Source organism: Paenibacillus sp. J22FR5, from assembly GCF_059691975.1.
Window position 1 is genome coordinate 57,464 of record NZ_JCAUAN010000006.1, and the last position, 13,439, is coordinate 70,902.

7 protein-coding genes are annotated in these 13,439 nt (G+C 40.2%); 2 read left to right on the forward strand and 5 right to left on the reverse strand.

Features of this window, described 5'->3' with window-relative positions; all coding sequences use genetic code 11:
- Window positions 1-59: 59 nt before the first annotated feature.
- The gene (locus AC58P7_RS10905) at window positions 60-1,769 is read right to left on the reverse strand and encodes a type 2 periplasmic-binding domain-containing protein (protein ID WP_497342641.1); all 1,710 of its coding nucleotides are present in this window, start codon (window positions 1,767-1,769) and stop codon (window positions 60-62) included.
- A gap of 171 nt (window positions 1,770-1,940) precedes the next feature.
- Between AC58P7_RS10905 and AC58P7_RS10910 the strand changes: the two genes are divergently transcribed.
- Window positions 1,941-3,641 carry a sensor histidine kinase gene (locus AC58P7_RS10910; RefSeq protein ID WP_497342642.1) on the forward strand — a complete coding sequence of 567 codons (1,701 nt, stop codon included), beginning with the start codon at window positions 1,941-1,943 and terminating at the stop codon, window positions 3,639-3,641.
- The gene (locus AC58P7_RS10915) at window positions 3,619-5,220 is read left to right on the forward strand and encodes a response regulator transcription factor (protein WP_497342644.1); all 1,602 of its coding nucleotides are present in this window, start codon (window positions 3,619-3,621) and stop codon (window positions 5,218-5,220) included. The genes AC58P7_RS10910 and AC58P7_RS10915 overlap by 23 nt, the downstream gene beginning before the upstream one ends.
- Window positions 5,221-5,299: 79 nt before the next feature.
- Here the strand turns inward: AC58P7_RS10915 and AC58P7_RS10920 are convergent, their stop codons facing one another.
- From AC58P7_RS10920 to AC58P7_RS10935, 4 genes are all read right to left on the reverse strand, one after another.
- Window positions 5,300-8,170, reverse strand: coding sequence for an alpha-L-rhamnosidase (locus tag AC58P7_RS10920; RefSeq protein WP_497342645.1), 2,871 nt, complete (start codon window positions 8,168-8,170; stop codon window positions 5,300-5,302).
- A 1,032-nt stretch (window positions 8,171-9,202) separates the two neighbouring features.
- Window positions 9,203-10,324, reverse strand: a complete 1,122-nt coding sequence (locus AC58P7_RS10925; RefSeq protein ID WP_497342647.1) for a GerAB/ArcD/ProY family transporter — start codon at window positions 10,322-10,324, stop codon at window positions 9,203-9,205.
- Window positions 10,325-10,612: 288 nt separating this feature from the next.
- Window positions 10,613-11,770, reverse strand: a complete 1,158-nt coding sequence (locus AC58P7_RS10930) for a Ger(x)C family spore germination protein (protein ID WP_497342649.1) — start codon at window positions 11,768-11,770, stop codon at window positions 10,613-10,615.
- Between the two features lie 36 nt (window positions 11,771-11,806).
- Window positions 11,807-13,267 (reverse strand): spore germination protein, encoded by a 1,461-nt coding sequence (locus AC58P7_RS10935; RefSeq protein ID WP_497343010.1) that lies wholly within the window; start codon window positions 13,265-13,267, stop codon window positions 11,807-11,809.
- Window positions 13,268-13,439 lie beyond the last annotated feature (172 nt).

Genomic DNA, 13,439 nt, shown 5'->3' on the forward strand with positions numbered 1-13,439 from the left:
TCTACCACTCCCACTCACATTATTAAGAAAGGGCAGGCAAGACACTGCCTGCCCCATTATTATTTTACGGAACTGTACCAATCGTTTACTTCTTTAGTGAGCTGATCGCCACCAGAGGATTGCCACTTCTTAACGAAGTTATCAAATTCGTCGATCGGAACTTTCGAGTAAATAATTTGATTAAACGTATCAAGCTCTAACTTTTTCAAAAATTCCCCACGGGAACTTTGAGTGGATGTTGTTGGTCCCGTAAATAGATTAGGTAAGTCTGAACCTTTTTGATCAATCGTAATTAAAGTTGCTTTTCCTTGTATGCCTTGCAACGGGTCTTTAGGGTTAACACCATTCGCATTGGTGAATGCGATGTCATTGGGGGTTAAAGTCTCCCCTTTGGCGATCTTCTTCGACACTTCAACAAATTTGGACATGGGTTGCGGCATACTACCTTGAAGCGTATATTTCATCGTTTGTACTTGCCCGCCAGGAATTTTATCGTTGTCAAATACCGCTTTACCATCTTGGATAACATAATCATAGTTCTCTTGGAAGCCTTTCAGCACAAACGGATCATTTGAGCTGCTAGCATCCCACAATGTATTCATATAATAAAAGAATGCTTCAAGCGCCTCTTGCGAGATATCTTTGCTGATGACAAAACCGCCATTGAATGGATCGGATACGGTTTGACCCTTTTTACCATCAGGTCCCACCGGAAATGCATACGGTTCATAATCGGCCTTCGGGTCTTTCGCATACACCATGGAACCTGGATACGCTGGGAACCAGTTTGCCCCGGCTACAATGCCTACCTTGGCTGAAGCTACGTTCTCAACGATTTTATTCCAATCGTGAAGTGCAATATCATCAGCAATATATCCCTTGTCCTTCCAATCCTTTATCTTTGCAAGAGCAGACTTGACACTAGGTTGCGTGGAGCCAAATGCAAGCTTTCCATTCGTATCTTTGGTCCATTGATCAGGTATACTACCGAAAGCGCCGAACAGCCAAGAGATGTCGCCAACAGGATATCCGACGATTTGATCTTTTATTGCAAAATCAAGCGCCATTGTATCCTTTTTTCCATTACCGTCTGGATCTTTATTCGTAAAAGCGTCCATAATCGTCTCTAGGTCAGATAAAGATTTCGGAGCCTGAAGTCCCAGCTTGTCCATCCAATCCTTGCGGATCCAAAGAACCGATTCGGAAGTAGTGGTTGCTTGAAGCCGCGGGATCGCCATTTTTTGTTTACCCCGTTGGAAAGGCAACCATGCATCAGGCTGTTCGGCCACAGCATCCTTCCAAACTTTCCCTGCATATTTATCAAATGCACTGTCTACTGACATCACTTTTCCGGATTCAATGAACATATTCAGTGTATCTTTACTTGTGGTAAAAATGACATCCGGGAGCTTGTCTCCAGACGAAAGCATCAATTTCAGCTTCGTGTCGTAGGAAGCATCAGACATTTGAGACGACCAGAGCGTTTTGATATCAACCCCGAGTGTATCTTTCGCCCATTTGGTATGAGTGTTATTTTCAAAAGTCTCTCCATTTTTGAACTTTGCTGTGCTGTCAATTCCTCTCACCGTAGTAAGCGTGACCGGCGGATCAATCTTTCCATTCACAATATGGAGTTTGGAACCAGACGGATTTGCCGATGCTGAAGCAGAAGGCGTTGTCTCCGAAGTATTGGAACTACAGGCAACAATGGATCCCAAACTCATGACAACAACAAGGGACGATGCTGCAAATTTTAATTTCTTAGCCATTCATGTAACCCCTCTCATTTTCTGTGTGCCTTGCTTCCTCATTATAAGACGGAACCAACTACCTCGATATAACGCAAAACAAACATCACATAGCTCATTATTAACTTCAGTTGTTTTATTCTTACATCCTAACTACAATGAAGTTATTCCATTGTTGAAAGGAATGTCCATATGAGAAAAAGAAGCAGCACCTTCTATAATATGATCTTTCTTACACTGTTTCTATTTGCTTGTATCTTATCCATTTACTCCTATTCCATTAATTCCAGTTTGGATATTGTTCGGAAGGACATCCAAAATAACAGTCAGAACCAACTAAAATTCGTCATGAATACCATGGACCATAATATCGAACAATTAAACATGCTAATTAATGCACTTGATAAGGATCGAACCGTTTCTCTGCTGCCATCTATAGACGCCATGGATTCCTATGATCAAATTAAGCTGCAGCAGGACCTTTCTGAGAAAATGAACCTACAGAGCTTTTCGGAGGGTTGGAATAACCAACTCGCTATTTATTCCCCTATCCTTCAAAAATGGATCGGATCACCTATAACGAAAGATCCACCTTTAGCATCTGCAGCACTGGATTGGAACATGGATTCCGCCCAAACCAATTTTATTAAATATATAAAAGAACCGGATTTTTGGATCCAAGTTTCCTTTCCTAAGAGAAACATGTCATCTCTGCTCGACAGTACGAAAGTTGAACGTCATAGTGATCCATTTTTTTATACCGCAGAAAAAAAAACAATTTTTAATTCAAGCTCGGATCTAACGATTGCTAACCAGATTATCGAACTAATTGGCAAACAGGAATTAGGTGCACAGGGCAGCGAGATTTTCACCATCAATCATCAAAACTATTTTGTACATTATGTACAATCACAAACCATGAAATGGTACATGGTCGATTATACGCTATTAGATGAAGCGCTAAGCCCTATTGTTAAATCAAAAAACTTATTTTATTTGGCATGCTTTGTACTTTTGATTTCCGTCATTGTCATCTCACTCTTTCTTTACCGCAAAGTACAAATTCCATTAACCGATCTAATGAAAGGTGTGCGGTTCCTGAAGCAGGGAAACTTTTCTTTCCGGATCAATCGAAACGTTGGTAATGAGTTCAGTTACCTGTATGATAACTTTAACGAAATGGCTGAACAAATCGAAGAATTGATCGAAAAAGTATATAAAGAAAAAATCATATCCAGGGAAGCTTTGTTAAAGCAGCTTCAAGCCCAGATCAATCCTCATTTTCTCTACAATTGTCTCTTTTTCATCAATAATATGGTTCGATTGGGAAATACGGATGCGATTACCGCTATGACGCAAAATCTGGCAGAGTATTTTCGGTATACGACTCGTATGGATGAAACCATGACCACACTACAGAAAGAAATGGCTGTTATTGAAAAATACTTGGCCATTCAAAGCTTGAGGATGGATCGTTTGAATTACGACATCCAAATTCCGGCTGAGATGAATGGTATACTCATACCTAAATTACTCCTTCAACCTCTGGTTGAAAACAGCATTATACATGGGATTGAGAAAAAACAAGCGGCAAGCATGGTTAGAATTGTTGGCTGCGAAGATGAGGGCACCTATCGAATAACGGTTGAGGATGATGGGAAAGGTTTGACAGAGGATCAAATAAAAGGTTTGCTGCAGAAAATCAAACTACCCTTGGATGAATCCATGGGGTGCGCATTATGGAACATACAGCAACGCTTACAAATTTATTTTACCAGCCCATCCGGGATTGAGATTTCAAAAAGCCCTTTAGGCGGCTTATGTGTCACCTTATTTTGGAATAAGACTACTGTAAATGGGAGTGAGCCTAATGTACCAATTATTAATCGTTGATGATGAGAAATCAGTGGTGGATAGTCTGGCACTAACGATTCCTTGGTCCGACTATGGCATAGAGGAAGTTCACCGGGCTTATTCCGCCGCGGAAGCCCTTGAAATCGCCGGACACCAAGCGATTGATATTATGATAACGGATATCAGAATGCCTGAAATGGACGGGCTAGAACTCATCGAGCACATCAATCTATTATCTAAGAAAATGAAGTGCATCATTCTTTCTGGTCACGATGATTTTCAATATGCGCAAAAAGCACTCCAATCGAATACATTTAATTATTTACTAAAGCCTGTCATTATTGAAGAACTAATTGAAACCGTTCAGAAAGCAATGGATGTTATTAAAGCAGAATGGGAGGAAATCAGCTCTTATCAGCGCATCCAATATACCTTAAAGTCTAATTTCCCCTTGCTGCGGGACCAACTGCTTAATGACATAATGAATAATAAACCTATGTTTCCGCACATCCTTAAGGAAAGACTTCAGATGCTTGGTCTATCTTTCCAGGCTGGTGACTTCTTCATCATGATGCTAGTACGGTTGGAGGAAGACTTCTCCGGCTACGACCTACAGTCCCTCTCCTTGCTGGAGTATGCAGTCACCAACATTGCTGAGGAAGTATTCAGCGACATCTTCGAGCTGTGGCACGCTACATGCGACCAAGGATATCTCATTTTTCTGATTAAGAGTTCCAAGCCTGATTCCGAAAAGCTAATTCATTCCTTGGCGTTAAAAGTACAAAATCATGTGGAAACGTTCTTGAAGGGGAGTATATCCGTATTCGTTGGCAGTCCAAGCCTATTTCCTCAGGATATAACTGCTTCTTATCAGAGGGCTGTCCTTTCCATAAACCGTAATGTCGGCAAACATAAAAGCTATTTCCTGACGTCTCATGATGAAATCCATAACGATAAAGATTTTATCCTCATGAATGTTGATGAGCCCCCTCATCTCAATCATTTATTGAATTCAAGCAGTTGGGATGAAGCCTTGGTGAAAATTGCGCGCATCCTTCATATCGCTGAAACAGAAAAAGAATTAAGCTATGACCAGCTTTTCTCTATTTTCCTTTATCTTTCTTCCGCATTTTCATTGGTGCTTCAGAAGGAGAAAGGCAACCTGCAAGAGCAGTTGGGAGAAGACTTCGATTTGTTTCTACGCAAAGCAGGATTTTTAACTAGTCAACGATTGTACATGTGGGCAGAGAATGTTATCGGATTAATGAAAGAAAACTCATCGAAGATTATAGAGGATTCTCATCAACAAATCACAGCAAAAATAAAAGCCTATATACACGAGCATCTGGCAGAAGGAATATCCTTACAAATGATTGCAGAGCATGTAAATCTCCACCCTAGTTATTTATCAAAGGTATATAAAACCGTAACGGGTGAAACGATTGGAGATTATTTATTTTCGGTTCGTATGGAAAGGGCTGCCTATTTCTTAGAGCATACTGACCTTAAAATTGCTGATATCAGTAGCAAACTAGGTTTTCTAGCTCCCCACTATTTTATCAAGATTTTCAAGAAACATTACGGGTATACACCTCAAGAGTATAGAAACAGAGCGTAATACTAAAACCACTATAAAAATATCCCGTACCCAGACGAATGCATGGGTACGGGATATTTGCTGATCACCAGTTGATCTATCAAGAATCAAATGAAAACGAATATTCTCCGCTTCCAATTTCCTTTACGAAATCCCCGACTATAACTTTTGCTCTTGTATTTGAAGGGACTTTGACTTTCAACCGCTTGACGTTATCCTTGACTTGCCATGAAGTGCTAATTCTTCCATAAACGGAGTTGAATTCTCCTTCAGCATACGCCATCCCGGATTGAAAATCGGGAGAAATAGTAAAGGTTTTGTACCCCGCCGACTCTCTTCGGATGCCCGCGATGTTCTCATAAATCCAATCTCCGACACAACCGAAGGCATAATGATTAAAAGAGCAGTTATTTACCGTTCCATCAGAAAGAATGGCATCCCATGACTCCCATATGGTCGTTGCACCCTTATCAACCTCATATAACCATGAAGGACTCTTTGTTTGGTATAACAATGTATAAGCAATATCCTTATGTCCATACTTTGTTAATACTTCTAATATAAACGGTACAGATAGAAAGCCGGTGTCTAATCGCCAATCATTGGATTCAATTAACTCAACAAGTTTATTTACAACTAACGTTTCCTTATCTTTTGGCACCATATTCATCTGTAATGCCAATACGTACAATCCCTGTAGCTGATTAGTCAAGCTGCCATCCTCTTGGATATACTCATCAGCAAAGGCTTTTCTAATATCTTGGTTTAATGCCAAGTAGTGATCTTCAAGCTCGCTTTTTCCTAATACGCGGCAAATCTTAGCCATTGTTTCAGTAGAGAAGGCATACATCGTTGTGGCTACTAAATCCTTCGTCATAAAAGCGGACATTGTCCCATCCACGAAGCCTTTATCATTCTTCACGCTTGGAATGAGCCAGTCACCAAAGTGAAACCCCGTATTCCATAAATATTTTTGTCTTGCAAGCCGTTCTTTGCTGATTTCACCCAATCCTTTTGGCATAGAGCTGGAGGCTGTTTTTTCGACATATTTCATCCATTTGATCATTGCATCAAAGTTTTCTTCCAGAATGGTTGTGTCATTGTAGATGTTGTAGATGGTCCATGGCAATAAAACGATAACATCGCCCCAACCCGCGGAGGATGAACTGTTAACATGAATGTAACTCCTGAACTTGGGAACAACAGACAAGATTTGGCCATCTCCCAGCTGGTCGATCCTTACATTTTTTAGCCAACGTCTTAGGAATGGCTCAAGTCCTTGGTTATAGCACGCCGTTTCACCATATATCTGTATATCCCCAGTCCAGCCAGCTCTTTCTCTTTGAGGGCAATCCGTAGGAATAGATAAAATATTTGCTCTCTGACTCCAATAGATATTATTCTGAAGTTTCGTAATTTTTTCATCTGAGCACTTGAATGCTCCTGTCTTCTCAACATCTGAAGAAATGACAACTCCCTGGAAGTTTCCTAATTGAAGTTCATCTGGGTAATTCGTGACTTTCACATATCGGAAGCCGTGGAATGTAAATTTGGGCTCGTAGACTTCTTCCCCAATGCCCTTCAGAATATAATAGTCAGTTTGATCTTTATTGGCATTTGGAACCAAATTCCTGAAGTTCCCTTCCTTGTCCAAAACTTCGGCGTGCTCCAACTTAATTTCTAGTCCTCTTTCTCCTGTCACCTTCATCTTTATTCTACCGGCTATATTTTGTCCTAGATCAATAACAGAATCGCCTTCAGGGGTAGTGATAATGGCAATTGGATCAATACATTCAACTCGTCTAACGGGCTCGGCATTCTGGGCGAACAAATTGTCCAATGAATAATCCTTTTTCTCAACACGTCCCCAAGAAGAATCATCATAGCCAATTTTGTCCCAACCATCCTTTTCGAGATTGGCATCGTATTTTTCTCCTCTAAAAATATCCGAATACACATAGGGTGAGTCATAACTGAATCGGAAATCTTCATCCGATTTAATGACATTTACTACACCGTTCTCATATTGAACCTCTAGTTGCATAAGCAAGCCTGGATTGTCGCCGTAATCATTACCTTTACCTAATCCGATCTTTCCCTTGTACCAACCATCGGCAATCAACACCCCAATGGCATTCTGATTCTCATTCAATAAATTGGTTACATCAAATGTTTGATACTGCAGCATCTCATGGTAGGACTGAAACTCCGGTGCAAACTCCATGTCGCTAACCATCGAACCATTAATCCTTACATCATAAATACCATGAGCGGTCATGTATAATCTCGCTTTACGAATCATGCCTTGTAAACAAAATTCTTTTCGCAACATGACAACCGGATGATAGGGTTGGAAGGGAAGGCTAGACATAAAGTCGTCAAATGAGAATGGTGTTTCACCACCATTTTGTTCATCCTTACTGGCTGCGGCTTGTTGCGATTGTTCTGGCTTAACCACCGGATCTAAATTGATCCTATCTTTTACACTGTTCATATCCATATTGCTAATATCAATATCAGTTGATACGCCGCTATCTGTATAAGAGGCAATCATGGCGTTCCAGAATGATTCCATTTCATCATAGGGATTATGTTCAAGCTTTCCCAGTGGTTGTGGCTCAATCCATTGAGCTGCCCAATCATCCTTGGTTAACATCGCTGTTTCAAAAACTGCATGCTCACTTATGGAATTTCGATTATGATTTTCCCAAACCCGCACTTGCCAAACATATCGAGTTTTAGCCTTCAGTTGCTCTCCTCTGTAGACAATGCCAATACTTTCCCCGGTGTAGACCTTTCCACTATCCCAAACTATTCGATTTTGGTCATCCTCTTTGACTGTAATTTGATAGGCTTCCTGCATGGAGTCATTCATATCAGAATCTATATTCCAACTTAATTTCGGTTGAACAGCATCAATACCCATTGGGTTAATCAAATATTCAGTACGCAAATTCAATATTTTGAACATATTTCCTCCCTCTTTCATCTCTCGTGAAGTTGATTGCACTAAGATACATTAAAAAAAACGAAGACAGGTTCGGTTCCAGAGCTCAATATTCCAGCAAACTCAGCTTTGCAACCTCATTATAAAGCCGTTCGAATTGATTCGAAATATCTCAAAACAAACATAGAGTAGTTCTATCTTAACTTCGAAGAAATAACATGAATCTATTATTGTATTTGCATTCAACTATGACTACAATGGGACTCGAGAACGGAGGGGACCAAATATATTTTTTTACATTTAATTTGCTGATAGATTATCGATCATTCCCGAGGGAAGCAACCAAGTCTAATATCTCCCATGGCAATAAGCAATTTCCTTTTTCGCCTCGTACGGCAATCCGAGAATGCTTTGCCCGTCAGTTCAAGCGGAAGGTTATGGGGAGTTCAGCCCAAAACAACTTTGTCAAATATAAAAAGGAGTTTTGGTGCAACTATAAAAACAGATCAAAGATAGCCTCCATAATGTTGTTGATTATGCTGTCAAACCAAACACTTTATTAATTAATTCTACTGCAGAGAGGACAGACGAAACCTGCCACGGTAACAGAGTGTATATCCGTTTTCTGGGATGACCGAACTTGACGATGGACATGTAAGCGATACCATATGAGATGGACATCTCCTTTATATGGAAATTGTTTGGTGCGGTAACCACAATTTCTCCACAAAGGGACGATGTCCTTTGTATAACCAGACGATCGACGAATGTTCTAATAAATTTACTTCACTTAAATCGACAGTGTAGTTTTTGTAAAACAACTCCCGGAAAAGAAGAGTCTACTTCGAAAGAATTACCAGGAATGGGGTACCCTTTGGCGGAGTCGTTCCCAATGTCAGTGACATCGTTCCGAATGCAAGAGACTCACACCAAGGGCTTCAAATGAGGAAAATTAAAAAAGACCCGCTTCCTTATTAGCTATTCTAAACACTAAGGAAGCGGGCAGATATCGGTCCACTCGAGTTGGTTTAAGGTCATGCTTACTTAACCTTCTCTTCAATCCGACGAAGGAATATCTTTTTCTTTGGATTTCCTCCCTTTCAAAAACGTTATCAAAGTGATGATAAGAATCGGTAGAACCCCAAATGTAGTAATTAATAATGGCCACATGACCATAACAGTTTCGACAAATTCCATTTCATCGTTAAACATAGTGAGTGTCAAGAGTAAAGCCAGTAGCGTAATTGGAAAAGTAAAGCTACGTACGTTGGATAATTTCAATACATTTGATAAAGTGACCATTAGAATAAAAATTGTAGTGGTTGCTTTCATATAATGGCCAACGATGACAGTCATACCGATTATGGTCTCTATCCTTTCAATGATATCCTGAATAGATATGATACTGGCAAGTTGAAACAAGGAAAACTTCAATTCACCAGCGATTGGTCCAAAAACCATTAATGTGCTTACTGTTGTGAGAATTAAGGCGAAGCTGCCTGCAATAAGGGCAACGAACATAAATTTACTCAATGTTTTTTGTTGCTCTCTCCGAACAAATGGAAATAGCAGTGCAAAATAGACGATTTCCGCATTTGGGAATCCGAATGAAATATAAGTCCCGTGAAAAACCGGCTTGATTCCCTTAGGGAGTATAGGAAAAAGGTATTCCAAATGATAATCGGGGATAGCGAATAATAACACGATAGTGATAAAGCCGAACATCATTAAAATAAGTAGGGTAAACATTCTTGCCATGGCTTCAATACCTGCACGTGCAGTTAGAGCGGCGGTCAGAAGAATCACAAAGTGAATCACGGAGGTAGGCATTTCAGTAAACATCGAGCCTGTGAGAAAGCCGCCTAAGTCAATAATGATTAGGGAAAGATCAAACAATACAAGCAGGAGGAAAGGGATTGATATAAGAATGGTCAGCCATTTACCAAGTGTTTTTCGGCTGTAGTCAATAAAATTCATTCCAGGGTATTTCCGGTATAAATAAAGAATGCAAGCTAAAATGGGCATCGTGAGTACGTTTGCGAATAATATAGAAATCCAAGCACCATTATTGGCAACATTCACCAATGGGGAGGGAATGTGAACAATAGATGAACCTGTTAGAAAAGCAAGGAGGAGGATAGATAGCTGCCAGGAACTAATGGTTTCTTGACTCCTCATCGTAATCCTCCTTCGTTATACTTTAGATGATATCTAGGCAGGGGGACTCATAAATTCCACGATACGTTTAGCCGGTCCGGCGAAAAAGAAGCCGAACAAATCATTAAGGTTCGGCCACTTTTTTTCTAACACATAGCTAAGACTTAAATACATAGCACCCAATAGCATAACTCCGTATACGATGAGCTCTCTTTTACACTTTTGTCTCCATTTCCTACCTTCGTAGAGGAATAAGACGGTAAATAAAACGACAGGAAGGATGCATCTCATTAGCATGGTCTCAGTCCCCTATTCTTTAGAAAACGGCTTACCTATTTTCATCCCCGTATTTCGAATGGCTACTTTAGTTTCGAATTCAAAGGAAACTTCTGCAAAACGATCATCCCAATCTTCCTTCCATACATCCCACAATGCAGGATTTTTCCTGTAAATCCGATTTCCAATACCGATGGCATCCACTTTTTGTTTTTGCAGATATTGAACTGTTGTTCGTAAATTTTGCTCTACGGTTCTTTCAATCTTTTTCTCAACAGCTTTTTCTTTTCCCTTCGTTTCTGTTGAAAAACAACTGAGCTCACCAACACTTCCTTCGATCTTGGTTAGGACATAAACAGAAATCGTATTACCGTCAATCTTAAGAGATAGTTTCGTCTTAACCCCTGAAACCTCAAAGGATTCCGTTTTGTTCTCAGTGGATTTAGCGTTACAAGCAAATTTAATAATCCCTCCGTGATAGTTGTCTTCTAGCATAAGTAAGCTTTGGATTTTTTGGGGTTCAATTACACCATCGACCATTCGGGCATCTTTTAAAAAAATATCTCCGGCAACTGGGATTGTTTTTGGCTCAGCATTATTTGTATGAATATAAGGAACCGTGGCTACGCCGACAGCGCTTTTCATTTGGACCATCAGTTCCAGCAGATTAATCTCAGTTGTTTTAGATGAATACCGCGTCGCAGCCTTGTCAGACTGTCTTATTTGCTGACTTATGGTTCCTTCAATTAAAGGTTTAACATTTAAATAATCGGTTGCTTTACCTTCGGCTACCGAGACTGTAGCGTTTCCCCAAGGCTCATAATCCCTTACGAAAAAATCCAATATTTTGCCCAAGTTTTTTGTTTTTGCCACCTCTTCACCGATTATAATAATTCTCATATGCCCCCAATGTGCTTTCCGTCCTAAATGGAGGGAAATATCGCGAACAGCGTCGAATATGGTTTCCCCTTCCGTCTTAATGACTACCGTAGATGGGGCTTTTTCTTTCCCTCCGTCTCCGCCCCCACTTGGCTTGTAAAATAGCGTGGTTAATTGAATTTGTTGATCTTTCATTTGATCAATGGCTACTGCTTGTACAAATCCCCACTGAGTCAGCTCGTATTTCCCCCAGCAACCCGATAATAGCAGAAAAGCTAAGATACATAAGGGGATAGAAATGAATATTCTCATCTTTTATCCTTCCCTTTTGTTGAAACAAATTAGATTTTAAAGTCTTTTGGGTTTTTTATGTAAATGCTTATTTCTTGGGGTCTGGGATAGCAATTGCAGTGGAGCGCGAATGATAATATCCCGAAGTTGTTCCGGTTGAAAGGGGGCCAGTGTTGAAAGATAGGGTTGGCCTAATGATCGTAAACAAATTAAATGCAGTAAAATCAGCAAAAAAGCGATCATAATCCCTAAGCCCCCCATAGAAGCAGCGAAGATCATCAGAGGAAACCGCAAAATTCTAAGAGCGATCGACATATTATACTGTGGCAAAGCAAAAGAAGCTATTCCGGTGAGAGAGACCACGATGACCATGATGGGAGAAGCTATTTTTGCTTGAATGGCAGCCTGACCAATGACAAGGGCTCCAACGATACTAACCGCTGAACCAACAGGCCGTGGCAACCGAATACCAGCCTCACGCAGCAATTCAAAGAAAAATTCCATGATTAACGCTTCAGCAAAGGCAGGAAAAGGGATCCCTTCACGTGAATCAAGAATAGCTAATAAGAGTACAGTAGGGATCAGTTCAGGATGAAACGTTGTTAAGGCAATATATGCGCTCGGCAACGAAAGAGATATCACAAACGCGCCTACTCTCAATAACCGGATTAAGGACGCAAAAACCGTCCTCGTGTAATAGTCTTCACTCGATTGAAAAAACTCGATAAACAAGCCTGGGCAAATCATTGTCGTTGGCGTACCGTCAACCATAACCACGATTTTTCCATCTAATAGTGCAGCGACGGCTGTATCCGGACGTTCCGTATAACGAAACTGCGGAAATGGGGAAAAAATAGCGTCTTCAATCCATTCCTCTATATAGGATGTTTCCAGTATTTCTTCTTTCTCTGTGCCAGCAATTTTCCTTCTAAATTCAGCCAATGTTTCGGGATTGACGGCTCCTTCTAGATAACCAAATGCTACTGTCCTTCTGACATTAAGTCCCGCTGTGAATTTCTCTATTTTAAAACTAGGTGTTTTCAATAGACTTCGCATTAAGCCGACATTTTGGGTAAGACCCTCGATCATACACATATGAGGTCCTTGAACCACTGACTCATTGATTGGTTCAGTGACTTGCCTCGATTGAAGACCAGAAGCTTTATAACTAAGCGCTTTGTTCCAAGTATCGAAAAAGATAACGATATAACCGTTTAAGATATTTAAAACGACTTGATCAAAGTCTTCAACAAGAACGGCAGATTGAGCAGATACAACATGTCGATTGAAATGAGACTTCACATCTTCAGGACTGATCGTCGATGCTGGTCCTACTTCTTGAGTCACAAGATCCTGAAGAGATTCTTTCATGTAATTTTTCTCTTTGTTTTGGATAAGCGTGTCAAAATACACAGAAAACGCTTCGTACTTTAGTTCAGGTCCATATCTCCATGGAAGAATTTGAATATCTTGGCAATTTATAAATATGTCTTTTACCCGTCTAAGGTTACCCTCCATTATCTCTGAAATAGGGATATTACCAGATATACGTTGCTCTTCAAGTGTATCTCGGTTATGTTCAATTGATTTACTATTAGACTTTAATAATTGATTCCATTTCATCAAATCTCCCCTTTTAAATTTGGTATCTTAACTACCATACTCAGTATGGCTTTAGTATTGGAAGAAT

Bases quoted from the DNA above. Each gene is read 5' to 3' on its own strand.
- AC58P7_RS10905 (WP_497342641.1), bottom strand. From the start codon at position 1,769: ATGGCTAAGAAATTAAAATTTGCAGCATCGTCCCTTGTTGTTGTCATG.
- AC58P7_RS10910 (WP_497342642.1), top strand. From the start codon at position 1,941: ATGAGAAAAAGAAGCAGCACCTTCTATAATATGATCTTTCTTACACTG.
- AC58P7_RS10915 (WP_497342644.1), top strand. From the start codon at position 3,619: ATGTACCAATTATTAATCGTTGATGATGAGAAATCAGTGGTGGATAGT.
- AC58P7_RS10920 (WP_497342645.1), bottom strand. From the start codon at position 8,170: ATGTTCAAAATATTGAATTTGCGTACTGAATATTTGATTAACCCAATG.
- AC58P7_RS10925 (WP_497342647.1), bottom strand. From the start codon at position 10,324: ATGAGGAGTCAAGAAACCATTAGTTCCTGGCAGCTATCTATCCTCCTC.
- AC58P7_RS10930 (WP_497342649.1), bottom strand. From the start codon at position 11,770: ATGAGAATATTCATTTCTATCCCCTTATGTATCTTAGCTTTTCTGCTA.
- AC58P7_RS10935 (WP_497343010.1), bottom strand. From the start codon at position 13,267: ATGGAGGGTAACCTTAGACGGGTAAAAGACATATTTATAAATTGCCAA.